This window comes from Mesorhizobium sp. WSM4814, from assembly GCF_055811595.1.
The window spans coordinates 453933-467292 of the sequence record NZ_JBVVQT010000002.1; the positions used below are offsets into that span (position 1 = coordinate 453933).

The 13360-nt window shown below is 62.0% G+C and carries 23 protein-coding genes; all 23 read left to right on the top strand.

Features of this window, described 5'->3' with window-relative positions; translation table 11 throughout:
- Positions 1-4: 4 nt before the first annotated feature.
- The 23 genes from fusA to rplO all read left to right on the top strand — a co-directional run bounded on the left by fusA (position 5) and on the right by rplO (position 13354).
- Positions 5-2095 carry an elongation factor G gene (gene fusA / locus AC0L2V_RS05495; protein ID WP_023798114.1) on the top strand — a complete coding sequence of 697 codons (2091 nt, stop codon included), beginning with the start codon at positions 5-7 and terminating at the stop codon, positions 2093-2095.
- A 66-nt stretch (positions 2096-2161) separates the two neighbouring features.
- Positions 2162-3337 carry an elongation factor Tu gene (gene tuf, locus AC0L2V_RS05500; RefSeq protein ID WP_091591201.1) on the top strand — a complete coding sequence of 392 codons (1176 nt, stop codon included), beginning with the start codon at positions 2162-2164 and terminating at the stop codon, positions 3335-3337.
- Between the two features lie 63 nt (positions 3338-3400).
- The gene (gene rpsJ / locus AC0L2V_RS05505) at positions 3401-3709 is read left to right on the top strand and encodes a 30S ribosomal protein S10 (protein ID WP_006205468.1); all 309 of its coding nucleotides are present in this window, start codon (positions 3401-3403) and stop codon (positions 3707-3709) included.
- Positions 3710-3802: 93 nt separating this feature from the next.
- Positions 3803-4549 (top strand): 50S ribosomal protein L3, encoded by a 747-nt coding sequence (rplC, locus tag AC0L2V_RS05510; RefSeq protein WP_091591200.1) that lies wholly within the window; start codon positions 3803-3805, stop codon positions 4547-4549.
- Positions 4549-5169, top strand: coding sequence for a 50S ribosomal protein L4 (gene rplD, locus AC0L2V_RS05515; protein WP_027154042.1), 621 nt, complete (start codon positions 4549-4551; stop codon positions 5167-5169). The genes rplC and rplD overlap by 1 nt, the downstream gene beginning before the upstream one ends.
- A complete protein-coding gene (locus AC0L2V_RS05520; RefSeq protein ID WP_010909275.1) occupies positions 5166-5459 on the top strand; it encodes a 50S ribosomal protein L23 in 294 nt (97 codons plus the stop codon). The genes rplD and AC0L2V_RS05520 overlap by 4 nt, the downstream gene beginning before the upstream one ends.
- Before the next feature lie 23 nt (positions 5460-5482).
- On the top strand, positions 5483-6316 hold the full coding sequence (gene rplB / locus AC0L2V_RS05525; protein WP_027154041.1) for a 50S ribosomal protein L2: 834 nt from the start codon (positions 5483-5485) through the stop codon (positions 6314-6316).
- 16 nt (positions 6317-6332) lie between these two features.
- Entirely contained in the window at positions 6333-6611 is a 279-nt protein-coding gene (gene rpsS / locus AC0L2V_RS05530) for a 30S ribosomal protein S19 (protein ID WP_006205463.1), read from the top strand.
- Positions 6612-6613: 2 nt separating this feature from the next.
- Complete coding sequence (rplV, locus tag AC0L2V_RS05535) at positions 6614-7003, top strand: 50S ribosomal protein L22 (RefSeq protein WP_023799292.1); 390 nt, start codon at positions 6614-6616, stop codon at positions 7001-7003.
- On the top strand, positions 7003-7728 hold the full coding sequence (rpsC, locus tag AC0L2V_RS05540; RefSeq protein ID WP_023799291.1) for a 30S ribosomal protein S3: 726 nt from the start codon (positions 7003-7005) through the stop codon (positions 7726-7728). The genes rplV and rpsC overlap by 1 nt, the downstream gene beginning before the upstream one ends.
- A gap of 27 nt (positions 7729-7755) precedes the next feature.
- A complete protein-coding gene (rplP, locus tag AC0L2V_RS05545; RefSeq protein WP_023799290.1) occupies positions 7756-8169 on the top strand; it encodes a 50S ribosomal protein L16 in 414 nt (137 codons plus the stop codon).
- Positions 8170-8182: 13 nt separating this feature from the next.
- The gene (gene rpmC, locus AC0L2V_RS05550) at positions 8183-8383 is read left to right on the top strand and encodes a 50S ribosomal protein L29 (RefSeq protein ID WP_023799289.1); all 201 of its coding nucleotides are present in this window, start codon (positions 8183-8185) and stop codon (positions 8381-8383) included.
- A gap of 11 nt (positions 8384-8394) precedes the next feature.
- On the top strand, positions 8395-8634 hold the full coding sequence (rpsQ, locus tag AC0L2V_RS05555) for a 30S ribosomal protein S17 (protein ID WP_023799288.1): 240 nt from the start codon (positions 8395-8397) through the stop codon (positions 8632-8634).
- Positions 8635-8706: 72 nt separating this feature from the next.
- Positions 8707-9075: a 50S ribosomal protein L14 gene (gene rplN, locus AC0L2V_RS05560; protein ID WP_006205457.1), complete on the top strand. Its 369-nt coding sequence runs from the start codon at positions 8707-8709 to the stop codon at positions 9073-9075.
- Positions 9076-9087: 12 nt separating this feature from the next.
- Positions 9088-9402, top strand: coding sequence for a 50S ribosomal protein L24 (gene rplX, locus AC0L2V_RS05565; protein WP_013531428.1), 315 nt, complete (start codon positions 9088-9090; stop codon positions 9400-9402).
- A complete protein-coding gene (gene rplE / locus AC0L2V_RS05570; RefSeq protein ID WP_023799287.1) occupies positions 9395-9973 on the top strand; it encodes a 50S ribosomal protein L5 in 579 nt (192 codons plus the stop codon). The genes rplX and rplE overlap by 8 nt, the downstream gene beginning before the upstream one ends.
- 27 nt (positions 9974-10000) lie before the next feature.
- Positions 10001-10306 carry a 30S ribosomal protein S14 gene (rpsN, locus tag AC0L2V_RS05575; protein ID WP_023799286.1) on the top strand — a complete coding sequence of 102 codons (306 nt, stop codon included), beginning with the start codon at positions 10001-10003 and terminating at the stop codon, positions 10304-10306.
- 12 nt (positions 10307-10318) lie between these two features.
- Complete coding sequence (gene rpsH, locus AC0L2V_RS05580) at positions 10319-10717, top strand: 30S ribosomal protein S8 (protein WP_006205453.1); 399 nt, start codon at positions 10319-10321, stop codon at positions 10715-10717.
- Positions 10718-10830: 113 nt separating this feature from the next.
- Positions 10831-11364 (top strand): 50S ribosomal protein L6, encoded by a 534-nt coding sequence (gene rplF, locus AC0L2V_RS05585; protein WP_023799285.1) that lies wholly within the window; start codon positions 10831-10833, stop codon positions 11362-11364.
- A 191-nt stretch (positions 11365-11555) separates the two neighbouring features.
- Complete coding sequence (gene rplR / locus AC0L2V_RS05590) at positions 11556-11915, top strand: 50S ribosomal protein L18 (protein WP_023799284.1); 360 nt, start codon at positions 11556-11558, stop codon at positions 11913-11915.
- A gap of 156 nt (positions 11916-12071) precedes the next feature.
- Positions 12072-12635, top strand: a complete 564-nt coding sequence (rpsE, locus tag AC0L2V_RS05595) for a 30S ribosomal protein S5 (RefSeq protein WP_006333394.1) — start codon at positions 12072-12074, stop codon at positions 12633-12635.
- Between the two features lie 25 nt (positions 12636-12660).
- The gene (rpmD, locus tag AC0L2V_RS05600) at positions 12661-12858 is read left to right on the top strand and encodes a 50S ribosomal protein L30 (RefSeq protein WP_006205449.1); all 198 of its coding nucleotides are present in this window, start codon (positions 12661-12663) and stop codon (positions 12856-12858) included.
- Between the two features lie 22 nt (positions 12859-12880).
- Positions 12881-13354 carry a 50S ribosomal protein L15 gene (rplO, locus tag AC0L2V_RS05605; RefSeq protein WP_027154037.1) on the top strand — a complete coding sequence of 158 codons (474 nt, stop codon included), beginning with the start codon at positions 12881-12883 and terminating at the stop codon, positions 13352-13354.
- Positions 13355-13360 lie beyond the last annotated feature (6 nt).

Consider the following 13360-nt stretch of genomic DNA (forward strand, 5'->3'; position numbering starts at 1 on the left):
TCCCATGGCCCGCGAATATAAAATCGAAGACTACCGCAATTTCGGTATCATGGCGCACATCGACGCCGGCAAGACGACGACCACCGAGCGCGTCCTCTACTACACGGGCAAGTCGCACAAGATCGGCGAAGTCCATGACGGCGCTGCGACCATGGACTGGATGGAGCAGGAGCAGGAACGCGGCATCACCATCACGTCCGCCGCGACCACGACCTTCTGGAAGGCTCGTGACGGCAAGATGCACCGCTTCAACATCATCGACACTCCCGGCCACGTCGATTTCACCATCGAGGTCGAGCGTTCGCTGCGCGTGCTCGACGGCGCCATTGCGCTGCTCGACGCCAACGCCGGTGTCGAGCCGCAGACGGAGACCGTCTGGCGCCAGGCCGACAAGTACCGCGTGCCGCGCATGATCTTCTGCAACAAGATGGACAAGATCGGCGCGGATTTCTATCGCTCGGTCGAAATGATCGGCTCGCGCCTCGGTGCGCAGGCTGTCGTCATGCAGCTGCCGATCGGCGCCGAGACCGAGTTCAAGGGTGTCGTCGATCTCGTCGAGATGAACGCGCTGGTCTGGCGCGACGAAACGCTGGGCGCCGCCTGGGACGTCGTCGAGATCCCGGACGACCTCAAGGCACGTGCCGAAGAATATCGCGAGAAGATGATCGAGGCCGCCGTCGAAATGGACGAGACGGCGCTCGAGAATTACCTCGAAGGCAAGATGCCCAGCAATGACGAGATCCGCGCCCTGATCCGCAAGGGCACCATCGCGGTGAAGTTCTACCCGATGTTCTGCGGCTCGGCCTTCAAGAACAAGGGCGTGCAGCCGTTGCTTGACGCAGTCGTCGAATATCTGCCGTCGCCGGCCGACGTTCCGGCCATCAAGGGCGTCGATGCCAAGACTGACGCCGAGATCGAGCGTCACGCCGACGACAGCGAGCCGCTGTCGATGCTCGCCTTCAAGATCATGAACGACCCGTTCGTCGGCTCGCTCACCTTTGCCCGCATCTATTCGGGCAAGCTCACGAAGGGCATTTCGGTCGACAATACGGTGAAGGGCAAGAAGGAGCGCATCGGCCGCATGCTGCAGATGCATGCGAATTCGCGCGCTGACGTCGAAGAGGCTTTCGCCGGCGACATCGTCGCTTTGGCCGGCCTCAAGGACACGACGACTGGCGACACGCTCTGCGATCCGCTGCATCCGGTCATCCTCGAGCGCATGGAATTCCCCGATCCGGTCATCCAGATCGCGATCGAGCCGAAGACCAAGAACGACCAGGAAAAGATGGGCCTTGCGCTGCATCGCCTGGCCGCCGAGGACCCGTCCTTCCGCGTTAAGACCGACGAGGAAAGCGGCCAGACCATCATCTCCGGCATGGGCGAACTCCACCTCGACATCATCGTCGACCGCATGCGTCGCGAGTTCAAGGTCGAGGCCAATGTTGGCGCGCCGCAGGTGGCCTATCGCGAGACGATCACCCGCAGGCACGAGCAGGACTACACCCACAAGAAGCAGACCGGCGGCACCGGCCAGTTCGCCCGTGTCAAGATCCTGTTCGAACCGAATCCGGAAAGCAGCGAATTCCTGTTCGAATCCAAGATCGTCGGCGGCGCTGTGCCGAAGGAATACATCCCCGGTGTCGAAAAGGGCATCAACAGCGTCATGACCTCTGGCCCGTTCGCTGGCTTCCCGATGATCGGCGTCAAGGCGACGCTGATCGACGGCGCCTACCATGATGTCGACTCCTCGGTGCTCGCCTTCGAAATCGCCGGCCGTGCCTGCTTCCGTGAAGCGGCGCCCAAGCTTGGCGTGCAACTGCTCGAGCCGATCATGAAGGTCGAAGTGGTGACGCCGGAAGATTATGTCGGCAGCGTCATCGGTGATCTGAACGGCCGTCGCGGCCAGATTCAGGGCCAGGAATCGCGTGGCGTGGCGGTTGTTGTCAACGCCATGGTGCCGCTCGCCAACATGTTCAAATACGTCGACAATTTGCGCTCGATGAGCCAGGGCCGCGCGGCCTACACGATGCAGTTCGATCACTACGAGCCGGTCCCCACCGCGGTCGCTCAGGAAGTCCAGAAGAAATACGCGTAACCCCAACGGGTTGCAGCGCTAACTTAATTCAAAGCCCGCACGGGCGAGCAGGAATGGAGAGATCACATGGCAAAAGGTAAATTCGAGCGTACAAAGCCTCATGTGAACATCGGCACGATTGGCCATGTCGATCATGGCAAGACGTCGCTGACGGCGGCGATCACCAAGTATTTTGGCGAATACAAGCGCTACGACCAGATCGATGCGGCGCCCGAGGAGAAGGCGCGCGGCATCACCATCTCGACGGCGCATGTCGAATACGAGACGGCCAACCGCCACTACGCCCATGTCGACTGCCCCGGCCACGCCGACTACGTCAAGAACATGATCACCGGTGCCGCGCAGATGGACGGCGCGATCCTGGTTGTGTCGGCCGCCGACGGCCCGATGCCGCAGACCCGCGAGCACATCCTGCTGGCCCGCCAGGTCGGCGTGCCCTCGATCGTGGTGTTCTTGAACAAGGTCGACCAGGTCGACGACGCCGAGCTTCTCGAGCTGGTCGAGCTCGAGGTGCGCGAGCTCCTGACCAAGAACGAGTTCCCCGGCGACGACATTCCGATCGTCAAGGGTTCGGCGCTTGCGGCTTTGGAAGATTCCGACAAGAAGATCGGCGAGGATTCGATCCGCGAGCTGATGGCTGCGGTCGACGACTACATCCCGACGCCGGTTCGTCCGCTCGACAAGCCGTTCCTGATGCCGATCGAGGACGTGTTCTCGATCTCTGGCCGCGGCACGGTGGTGACCGGCCGCGTCGAGCGCGGCGTGGTCAAGGTCGGCGAGGAGCTTGAGATCGTCGGCATCCGTCCGACCACCAAGACGACCTGCACCGGCGTCGAGATGTTCCGCAAGCTGCTCGACCAGGGCCAGGCCGGCGACAACATCGGCGCGCTGCTGCGCGGTGTCGACCGTGAAGGTGTCGAGCGCGGCCAGGTTCTGGCCAAGCCGGGCACGGTCAAGCCGCACAAGAAGTTCGTCGCTGAAGCCTACATCCTGACCAAGGACGAGGGTGGCCGTCACACGCCGTTCTTCACCAACTACCGGCCGCAGTTCTACTTCCGCACGACCGACGTGACCGGCATCGTGTCGCTGCCGGAAGGCACCGAGATGGTGATGCCGGGCGACAACATCACCGTCGATGTCGAGCTGATCGTGCCGATCGCCATGGAAGAGAAGCTGCGCTTCGCCATCCGTGAAGGCGGCCGCACCGTCGGTGCCGGCATCGTCGTCACCATCAAAGAGTAATTTGGACTTAAACCGATCTGTCGCGGGCGCTGCCCGCGCCGCGCCAGAACAAGGAAGTGACGCATGAACGGACAGAATATCCGCATCCGCCTGAAGGCGTTTGATCACCGGGTGCTTGACGCCTCGACGCGGGAAATCGTGTCGACGGCCAAGCGCACCGGCGCCAACGTCCGCGGCCCCATTCCGCTGCCGACGCGGATCGAAAAGTTCACGGTCAACCGGTCGCCTCACGTCGACAAGAAGAGCCGCGAGCAGTTCGAGATGCGCACGCACAAGCGTCTGCTCGACATTGTCGATCCGACCCCGCAGACGGTCGACGCTTTGATGAAGCTCGATCTTGCCGCCGGTGTCGACGTCGAGATCAAGCTCTAAGGAACCAGAGCGGCGGGGCGACCCGGAACTCTGAAGGAACAAGAGGCGTGGAGGGGCGAAAGCCCCGACAGGGAACTCTAAAGGAATGAACCGATGCGTTCAGGTGTGATTGCAAAGAAGGTGGGAATGACCCGCATCTACAACGATGCCGGGGAACATGTTCCCGTCACCGTTCTCCAGATGGAGAACTGCCAGGTCGTGGCGCAGCGCACGCAGGAGAAGAACGGCTATACCGCCGTCCAGCTCGGCGTTGGCCTTGCCAAGGTGAAGAACACGTCGAAGGCGATGCGCGGCCATTTCGCGACCGCTTCCGTCGAGCCGAAGGCCAAGGTTGCCGAGTTCCGCGTCTCCGCCGACAACATGATCGATGTCGGCGCCGAGATTACCGTCGATCATTTCGTCGTCGGCCAGAAGGTCGATGTGACGGGAACCACGATCGGCAAGGGTTTCCAGGGCGTCATCAAGCGGCACCACATGGGCGGCGGCCGCGCGACCCACGGCAACTCGGTCTCGCACCGTACGCACGGCTCGACCGGCCAGCGCCAGGACCCGGGCAAGGTGTTCAAGGGCAAGCATATGGCCGGCCACATGGGTGACACCCGCGTCACCACGCAGAATGTCGAGGTCGTCTCGACCGATGCCGATCGCGGTCTGATCCTGATCCGCGGCGCGGTTCCCGGTTCGAAGGGCGCCTGGATCCTGGTCCGTGACGCAGCCAAGGTTGCGCTGCCGGCCAATGCGCCGAAGCCCGCCGCAATCCGCGCCATTGCAACCAATGATGGCGCCAAGAACGATGCCCCGGCCACAGTAGATGCCCCGGCCACAGAGGGAGCGGAATAATGGACCTCAAGATCACAACGCTTGGCGGCAAGGACGCCGGCAAGGTGAAACTCTCCGAGGAGATTTTCGGCCTTGATCCGCGCGAGGACATCCTGCAGCGCGTCGTGCGCTGGCAGCTTGCCAAGAAGCAGCAGGGCACGCACAAGACCAAGGGTCGCGCCGAGATCGCCCGCACCGGCGCCAAGATGTACAAGCAGAAGGGTACGGGCCGCGCCCGTCACCATTCGGCACGCGCTCCGCAGTTCCGCGGCGGCGGCAAGGCCCACGGCCCGGTCGTCCGCAGCCACGAGCACGATTTGCCGAAGAAGGTGCGTGCGCTGGGCCTCAAGCATGCTCTCTCGGCCAAGGCCAAGAGCGCCTCGCTCATCATCATCGATGAGCTGATGCTGACCGAGGCCAAGACCAAGGCGCTGATCGCGAATTTCGCGACGCTGGGCCTGTCCAACGCCCTGCTGATCGGCGGCGCCGAGCTCGACAAGAATTTTAAGCTGGCGGCGACGAACATCCCGAACATCGACGTGCTGCCCATCCAGGGCATCAACGTCTACGACATTCTGCGCCGCGGCACGCTGGTCCTTTCGAAGGCCGCCGTCGAGGCTCTCGAGGAGCGCTTCAAATGACCGACCTTCGTCACTACGACGTGATCGTCTCGCCGGCGATCACCGAAAAGTCGACCATGGCTTCCGAGCAGAACCAGGTCGTCTTCAACGTCGCCAAGAAGGCGTCGAAGCCGGAAATCAAGGCTGCCGTCGAAGCGCTGTTCGGCGTCAAGGTGATGGCCGTGAACACGCTTGTCCGCAAGGGCAAGATCAAGCGCTTCCGCGGCACGATCGGCCGCCAGAGCGACGTCAAGAAGGCGATTGTGACGCTGGCCGACGGCCAGTCGATCGACGTCGCGACGGGTCTCTGAGCAAGACCGCGAGGACAACAGACATGGCACTGAAAAAATTCAACCCGATAACGCCGAGCACCCGCCAGCTGGTCATCGTCGACCGCTCGGGCCTCTACAAGGGCAAGCCCGTCAAGGGCCTGACCCAGGGCCTGACCAAATCGGGCGGCCGCAACAATTACGGCCGCATCACCGCCCGCTTCATCGGGGGCGGTCACAAGCGTACGTACCGCATCATCGACTTCAAGCGCCGCAAGTTCGACATTGTCGGCACGGTCGAGCGTATCGAATACGATCCGAACCGCAGCGCCTTCATCGCGCTGATCAAGTATGATGATGGCGAGCTGTCCTACATCATCGCTCCGCAGCGCCTTGCTGCCGGCGACAAGATCGTGGCCGGCGAAGCGGTCGACGTGAAGCCGGGCAATGCAATGCCGCTGGCCTCGATGCCGGTCGGCACGATCGTCCACAACATCGAGCTGAAGCCGGGCAAGGGCGCCCAGGTTGCCCGTTCGGCTGGCGGTTATGCCCAGCTCGTCGGCCGCGACCAGGGCATGGCGATCCTGCGCCTGAACTCCGGCGAGCAGCGTGTCGTCCACGGCTCGTGCATGGCCACTGTCGGCGCCGTGTCCAACCCGGACCACGGCAACATCAATGACGGCAAGGCAGGCCGCACGGTATGGCGGGGAAAACGTCCGCACAACCGCGGCGTGACCATGAACCCGGTCGACCATCCGCACGGCGGCGGCGAAGGCCGCACCTCGGGTGGCCGCCATCCGGTTTCGCCTTGGGGCAAGCCGACCAAGGGCAAGAAGACGCGGTCCAATAAGGCGACCGACAAGTTCATCCTGCGCTCGCGCCATCAGCGCAAGAGCTAAGAAGAGGTAACGCCAAGTGACTCGTTCGATTTGGAAAGGCCCCTTCATTGACGGCTACCTTCTCAAGAAGGTGGACAAGGTTCGTGAAGGTGGTCGCAATGAGGTGATCAAGATGTGGAGCCGTCGCTCCACCATCCTGCCGCAGTTCGTCGGCTTCACCTTCGGTGTCTACAACGGCCAGAAGCACGTTCCCGTTTCGGTGAACGAGGACATGGTCGGTCACAAGTTCGGTGAATTCGCTCCGACCCGGACCTATTACGGTCACGGCGCGGATAAGAAGGCGAAGAGGAAATAATCATGGGCAAGGCCAAAGCTCCGCGCAGGCTTGCTGACAACGAAGCGCGCGCCGTGTTGCGCACGATCCGTATCAGCCCGCAGAAGCTGAACCTGGTTGCCGCGCTGATCCGCGGCAAGAAGGTCGCGACAGCGCTTTCCGATCTCGAATTCTCGGCCAAGCGGATTTCCGGCACGGTCAAGAAGACGCTGGAATCGGCGATCGCCAACGCGGAAAACAACCACGACCTCGACGTCGATGCGCTGATCGTGGCGGAAGCCTATGTCGGCAAGTCGATCGTCATGAAGCGGTTCCATGCCCGTGGCCGTGGCCGCGCCAGCCGTATCGAGAAGCCGTTCTCGCACCTCACGATCGTCGTTCGTGAAGTCGAAGAAAAAGTGGAGGCCGCATAATGGGCCAGAAAATCAATCCGATCGGTCTGCGTCTCGGCATCAACCGCACCTGGGATTCGCGCTGGTTCGCCAACACCGGCGAGTACGGCAAGCTGCTGCATGAGGACATCAAGATCCGCAAGTATCTTGAGAAGGAACTCAAGCAGGCTGCGATCTCGAAGGTCGTGATCGAGCGTCCGCACAAGAAGTGCCGCGTCACCATCCATGCGGCGCGTCCGGGCCTGATCATCGGCAAGAAGGGCGCCGACATCGAGAAGCTTCGCAGGAAGCTGATGGAGATGACGAAGTCCGAGACGCATTTGAACATCGTCGAAGTGCGTAAGCCCGAGATCGACGCGACGCTGGTCGCCCAGTCGATCGCCCAGCAGCTCGAGCGGCGTATCGCGTTCCGCCGCGCCATGAAGCGCGCCGTGCAGTCGGCGATGCGCCTTGGTGCCGAAGGCATCCGCATCAACTGCGCCGGCCGTCTCGGCGGCGCCGAGATCGCGCGCATGGAATGGTATCGCGAAGGTCGCGTGCCGCTGCATACGCTGCGCGCCGACGTCGACTACGGCACGGCCGAAGCACACACCGCCTACGGCATCTGCGGTGTCAAGGTCTGGGTGTTCAAGGGCGAAATCCTCGAGCACGACCCGATGGCTTCGGAGCGCCGCGCCACCGAGGGCGATCATGCGCATGGCGGTGGTGGTGAGCGCGAACGCGGTCGCCGTCGCGAAAACGCCTGAGACAGTTGAGAATTTGGAGTTAGAACGATGCTGCAGCCAAAGCGCACAAAGTTCCGCAAGCAGTTCAAGGGTCGTATCCACGGTGCCGCCAAGGGTGGCACCAATCTGGATTTCGGCGGTTTCGGGCTGAAGGCGCTTGAGCCGAACCGCGTCACCGCGCGTGAGATCGAGGCGGCCCGCCGCGCGATCACCCGCGAGATGAAGCGCGCCGGCCGCGTCTGGATCCGTATCTTCCCGGACGTGCCGGTGACGTCGAAGCCGACCGAAGTCCGCATGGGCAAGGGCAAGGGCGCGGTCGATTACTGGGCGGCGCGCGTCAAGCCCGGCCGCATCATGTTCGAGATCGACGGCGTCAATGAGGAAACCGCCCGTGAGGCGCTGCGTCTCGGCGCGGCCAAGCTCTCGGTCAGGACGCGCTTCGTACAGCGCATCGCAGAATAAGGACGGGCTGATCATGAAAGCCGAAGACATCCGGACCAAGACCCAGGACCAGCTGACCGACGAATTGGCCAGCCTGAAGAAGGAGCAGTTCAACCTGCGCTTCCAGAAGGCCACCGGCCAGCTCGAGAAGACCGCGCGCGTGAGGCAGGTCCGCAAGGACATTGCGCGTATCAAGACCATCGCTGCGGAAAAATCCGCGGCTAAGAAGGCTTAAGGACGAAAACCATGCCAAAGCGCATTCTGCAGGGCACCGTCGTCAGCGACAAAAACGAGAAGACGGTTGTCGTCAAGGTCGAACGGCGCTTCACGCATCCCGTGATGAAGAAGACCGTGCGCATGACCAAGAAGTACAAGGCGCACGACGAGAACAACGCCCACAAGGTCGGCGATCAGGTGTTCATCCAGGAATCGAAGCCGATTTCCAAGGACAAGCGCTGGACCGTCGTGTCTTCGGACCAGGCGTAAAACAACGAATTTTGGACAGACCGGGGAGGGGCTTTGAGCCCGTCCCGTTAGAAGAGAAGAAGGCGGCCAGTCATGATTCAGATGCAAACAAACCTCGACGTCGCGGATAATTCCGGCGCCCGTCGTGTCATGTGCATCAAGGTGCTGGGCGGCTCGAAGCGGAAATACGCTTCCGTGGGCGACATCATCGTGGTGTCGATCAAGGAAGCCATCCCGCGCGGCCGCGTCAAGAAGGGCGATGTGATGAAGGCGGTCGTGGTTCGCACGGCCAAGGACATCCGCCGCCCGGACGGCAGCGTGATCCGTTTCGACAAGAACGCGGCCGTTCTCGTCGACAACAAGAAAGAGCCGATCGGCACGCGTATCTTCGGACCGGTTCCGCGCGAACTCCGCGCCAAGAACCACATGAAGATCATCTCGCTCGCGCCTGAAGTGCTGTAAGGAGCCGGACCAATGCAGAAGATTAGAAAAGGCGACAAGGTCGTCGTGCTGGCCGGCAAGGACAAGGGCCGTTCGGGCGAAGTCCTCTCGGTACAGCCGAAGGAAGACACCGCGCTGGTGCGCGGCGTCAACATGATCCGTCGTCACCAGAAGCAGTCCCAGTCCCAAGAGGGCGGGATCATCACCAAGGAAGCGCCGATTCAGCTGTCGAACATCGCGCTGGCCGACCCCAAGGATGGCAAGCCGACCCGTGTCGGCTTCATCTTCCAGAAGGACGGCAAGAAGGTGCGCGTCGCCAAGCGCTCGGGAGAAGTCATCAATGGCTAAGGCTCAAACCAAGCAGGCGACTGCCCAGAACACGCCGCGCCTCAAGCAGGTCTACAACGAGACCATCCGCAAGGCGCTGCAGGAGCAGTTCGGCTACGAGAACGAGATGCAGGTTCCGCGCATCGACAAGATCGTGCTGAACATGGGCGTCGGCGAGGCGACCGGCGACTCGAAGAAGCCTTCGATCGCAGCGGAAGATCTTGCGCTGATCGCCGGCCAGAAGGCCGTCGTCACCCATGCGCGCAACTCGATCGCCGGCTTCAAGGTCCGCGAAAAGATGCCGATCGGCGCCAAGGTCACGCTGCGCAAGGAACGCATGTACGAGTTCCTCGACCGCCTCGTGAACATCGCGCTGCCGCGCGTCCGCGACTTCCGCGGGCTCAATCCGAAGAGCTTCGATGGCCGTGGCAACTATGCCATGGGCATCAAGGAACACATCGTGTTCCCGGAGATCAACTACGACAAGGTTGATCAGATCTGGGGCATGGACGTCATCGTTTGTACGACTGCGAAGACGGACGACGAAGCCAGGGCATTGCTCAAAGCCTTCAACTTCCCCTTCCGCCAGTAACGGCAGCGAGAAAAGGAAAAATCTGAAATGGCAAAGACCAGCTCAGTCGAGAAGAACAACAGGCGCCGCAAGCTTGTGGACCAGTACGCTGCCAAGCGTAAGGTCCTCAAGGCGATCATCATGGATCAGTCCAAGCCGATGGAAGAGCGCTTCCGCGCTCAGCTGAAGCTTGCGGCACTGCCGCGCAACTCGGCCAAGATCCGCATCCGCAACCGCTGCGAAGTCACCGGACGTCCGCGTGCCTATTATCGCAAGCTCAAAGTATCGCGCATCGCGCTTCGTGATCTCGGCAATAACGGCCAGATCCCGGGCCTGGTCAAGTCGAGCTGGTAAGGAGGACATAACATGTCATTGAGCGATCCTCTCGGCGATATGCTGACCCGCATCCGCAACGCCTATGGCCGCAAGAAGTCGAGCGTTTCGACGCCGGCCTCGCGCCTGCGCACCCGCGTCCTCGACGTGCTGAAGGCGGAAGGCTATATCCGCGACTACAGCCAGACCGACTTCGACAACGGCAAGTCCGAAATCGAGATCGAGCTGAAGTATTTCGACGGTGCGCCGGTGGTGCGCGAAATCGCCCGCGTCTCGAAGCCGGGCCGTCGCGTTTACGTTTCGGCGAAGTCGATCCCGCACGTCGCCAACGGCCTCGGCATCGCCATCCTTTCGACGCCGAAGGGCGTGATGGCCGACCACGAAGCGCGTGAACAGAATGTCGGCGGGGAAATCCTCTGCCAGATATTCTAAGGGTGAATGGTCAATGGTGAATAGTGAATGGTGAGACTGCACGAGACTTTGATCGCGCTATTCACCATTTCACCATTCACCATTCACAGCAGTTAAGGAAAGAGGAGACAACAATGTCTCGTATTGGAAAGAAACCCGTTTCGCTGCCGCAGGGCGTGACCGCGACCGTCGACGGCCAGACCGTCACGGCGAAGGGCCCCAAGGGTGAGCTGAAGTTCGTGGTCAACGACGAAGTGCTGGTCAAGATGGAAGGCAGCGAGATCGCTGTCCAGCCACGCGACCAGACCAAGACCGCCCGTTCCAAATGGGGCATGTCGCGCACGCAGATCGTCAACATCCTGCAGGGCGTCAAGGACGGTTTCGAAAAGAAGCTCGAGATCACCGGCGTCGGCTATCGCGCCGCCATGCAGGGCAAGAACCTGCAGCTGGCGCTCGGCTTCAGCCATGACGTCGTCTACGAAACGCCGCAGGACATCACCATCACCGTGCCGAAGCCGACGGAAATCACCGTGACCGGCATCGACAAGCAGAAGGTCGGTCAGGTCGCTGCCGAGATCCGCGAATATCGCGGTCCTGAGCCGTACAAGGGCAAGGGCGTTCGTTACGCTGGCGAGAAGATCGTCCGCAAGGAAGGCAAGAAGAAGTAATTTCGTCAATGGTGAATGGTGAATGGTAAAATGGCAGTAGGATGGGCAGGAGCCGGGGGCACCTAGTTTCTACCTTTCACCATTTTTCCATTCACCATTCACTGCAAATCAACGCCGCGGGGAGCGGTCGCGGGAGGCTTGTCCTACCGCACAGGATTGCCCCCGTTTTTTGAAGGCAAGGAACTGATATCATGGGCTCGAAAGACTCCACCCAACGCCGCGCTCAGCGCGTCCGCCGCCAGATCAAGAAGGTCGCCGGCGAGCGTCCGCGTCTGTCGGTCCACCGCACGTCGAAGAACATCTACGTCCAGGTCATCGACGACGCCAAGGGCCACACCATCGCTGCCGCCTCGACGCTGGAGAAGGACCTCAAGGGTTCGCTCAAGACCGGTGCCGACACTGCCGCCGCTGTGGCAATCGGCAAGCTGATTGCCGAGCGCGCTTCGAAGGCCGGCGTCAAGGAAGTCGTCTTCGACCGCGGACCGTACATCTATCACGGCCGCGTCAAGGCGCTGGCCGAGGCCGCCCGTGAAGGTGGCTTGAGCTTCTAAAGCATGATCACGAACCGGAGGTCAGCGCAGCAATAAGTTGCAGACTTTTCGGATAAGATCATGCGAAGGGAAAAATGAGTTTCGCTCCCGGCAACCCACAGAGGGAACCGGATATCATCATCAACCGTGCTTCCGGAAAAAAACAAGGAACAGGATATGGCACAGGAACGTAGGGATGGCGGCCGCGGCCGTGATCGCGAAGAGCGCGACGACGGCATGGTGGACAAGCTCGTCCACATCAACCGCGTCGCCAAGGTCGTCAAGGGCGGCCGGCGCTTCGGCTTTGCAGCACTTGTCGTTGTCGGCGACCAGAAGGGCCGCGTCGGCTTCGGTCACGGCAAGGCGCGCGAAGTGCCAGAGGCGATCCGCAAGGCGACCGAATCGGCCAAGCGCGACATGATCTTCGTGCCGCTGCGCTCGGGCCGTACGCTGCATCACGACGTCGAAGGACGCTGGGGTGCCGGACGCGTTCTGCTGCGCGCTGCCAAGCAGGGTACCGGCATCATCGCCGGCGGCCCGATGCGCGCCGTCTTCGAGACGCTCGGCATGCATGACGTGGTCGCCAAGTCGATGGGTTCGTCTAACCCCTACAACATGGTTCGCGCCACCTTCGACGCGCTGAAGAGCCAGATGCATCCCAAGGATGTGGCTGCCGCGCGCGGCATCAAGTATTCGACCCTTCAGGCCCGCCGCGGCACCGCCGTTGCGGCCGAAGAATAGTCGACGCTGACCAGGGATATTGACCATGGCCAAGAAAGCAACCAAGACCATCACCGTCGAGCAGATCGGTTCGCCGATCCGCCGGCCGAAGGAGCAGCGCGCGACGCTGGTCGGCCTCGGCCTCAACAAGATGCACAAGCAGCGCACGCTGGAGGACACCCCCTCCGTGCGCGGCATGATCGCTGCCGTCCAGCATCTCGTCCGCGTCGTGGACGAGGGCTGAACCAGAGCGCAGGAGAACTCAGATGAAACTCAACGATCTGCGTGACAAGGACGGCGCGACGCATTCCAGGAAGCGTCTCGGCCGCGGCATCGGTTCCGGCTCGGGCAAGACCGCCGGTCGCGGCGTCAAGGGCCAGAAGGCGCGCTCCGGCGTCGCCGTCAACGGCTTCGAGGGTGGCCAGATGCCGCTCTACCGGCGTCTGCCGAAGCGCGGCTTCAACAACATCTTCGCCAAGAGCTTTGCCGTCGTGTCGCTGGCCCGCATCCAGGCCGCGCTCGATGCCAAGAAGCTCGACGCCAAGACGACCGTGACCGCCGAAGCGCTGGTCGCGGCCGGCGTCATCCGCCGCGTCAAGGACGGCGTGCGCATCCTCTCCGACGGCGAGATCAAGTCGAAGCTTGCCTTCGACGTGGCTGGCGCCTCCAAGGCTGCCATCGAGAAGATCGAAAAGGCCGGCGGTTCGGTGAAGCTGCCGGAAAAGGCAGCAGCCGAGTAACGGCGA

Excerpts from the sequence above, each read along its gene's own strand:
- fusA (WP_023798114.1), top strand. The coding sequence starts at position 5 with ATGGCCCGCGAATATAAAATCGAAGACTACCGCAATTTCGGTATCATG.
- tuf (WP_091591201.1), top strand. The coding sequence starts at position 2,162 with ATGGCAAAAGGTAAATTCGAGCGTACAAAGCCTCATGTGAACATCGGC.
- rpsJ (WP_006205468.1), top strand. The coding sequence starts at position 3,401 with ATGAACGGACAGAATATCCGCATCCGCCTGAAGGCGTTTGATCACCGG.
- rplC (WP_091591200.1), top strand. The coding sequence starts at position 3,803 with ATGCGTTCAGGTGTGATTGCAAAGAAGGTGGGAATGACCCGCATCTAC.
- rplD (WP_027154042.1), top strand. The coding sequence starts at position 4,549 with ATGGACCTCAAGATCACAACGCTTGGCGGCAAGGACGCCGGCAAGGTG.
- AC0L2V_RS05520 (WP_010909275.1), top strand. The coding sequence starts at position 5,166 with ATGACCGACCTTCGTCACTACGACGTGATCGTCTCGCCGGCGATCACC.
- rplB (WP_027154041.1), top strand. The coding sequence starts at position 5,483 with ATGGCACTGAAAAAATTCAACCCGATAACGCCGAGCACCCGCCAGCTG.
- rplV (WP_023799292.1), top strand. The coding sequence starts at position 6,614 with ATGGGCAAGGCCAAAGCTCCGCGCAGGCTTGCTGACAACGAAGCGCGC.
- rpsC (WP_023799291.1), top strand. The coding sequence starts at position 7,003 with ATGGGCCAGAAAATCAATCCGATCGGTCTGCGTCTCGGCATCAACCGC.
- rplP (WP_023799290.1), top strand. The coding sequence starts at position 7,756 with ATGCTGCAGCCAAAGCGCACAAAGTTCCGCAAGCAGTTCAAGGGTCGT.
- rpmC (WP_023799289.1), top strand. The coding sequence starts at position 8,183 with ATGAAAGCCGAAGACATCCGGACCAAGACCCAGGACCAGCTGACCGAC.
- rpsQ (WP_023799288.1), top strand. The coding sequence starts at position 8,395 with ATGCCAAAGCGCATTCTGCAGGGCACCGTCGTCAGCGACAAAAACGAG.
- rplN (WP_006205457.1), top strand. The coding sequence starts at position 8,707 with ATGATTCAGATGCAAACAAACCTCGACGTCGCGGATAATTCCGGCGCC.
- rplX (WP_013531428.1), top strand. The coding sequence starts at position 9,088 with ATGCAGAAGATTAGAAAAGGCGACAAGGTCGTCGTGCTGGCCGGCAAG.
- rplE (WP_023799287.1), top strand. The coding sequence starts at position 9,395 with ATGGCTAAGGCTCAAACCAAGCAGGCGACTGCCCAGAACACGCCGCGC.
- rpsN (WP_023799286.1), top strand. The coding sequence starts at position 10,001 with ATGGCAAAGACCAGCTCAGTCGAGAAGAACAACAGGCGCCGCAAGCTT.
- rpsH (WP_006205453.1), top strand. The coding sequence starts at position 10,319 with ATGTCATTGAGCGATCCTCTCGGCGATATGCTGACCCGCATCCGCAAC.
- rplF (WP_023799285.1), top strand. The coding sequence starts at position 10,831 with ATGTCTCGTATTGGAAAGAAACCCGTTTCGCTGCCGCAGGGCGTGACC.
- rplR (WP_023799284.1), top strand. The coding sequence starts at position 11,556 with ATGGGCTCGAAAGACTCCACCCAACGCCGCGCTCAGCGCGTCCGCCGC.
- rpsE (WP_006333394.1), top strand. The coding sequence starts at position 12,072 with ATGGCACAGGAACGTAGGGATGGCGGCCGCGGCCGTGATCGCGAAGAG.
- rpmD (WP_006205449.1), top strand. The coding sequence starts at position 12,661 with ATGGCCAAGAAAGCAACCAAGACCATCACCGTCGAGCAGATCGGTTCG.
- rplO (WP_027154037.1), top strand. The coding sequence starts at position 12,881 with ATGAAACTCAACGATCTGCGTGACAAGGACGGCGCGACGCATTCCAGG.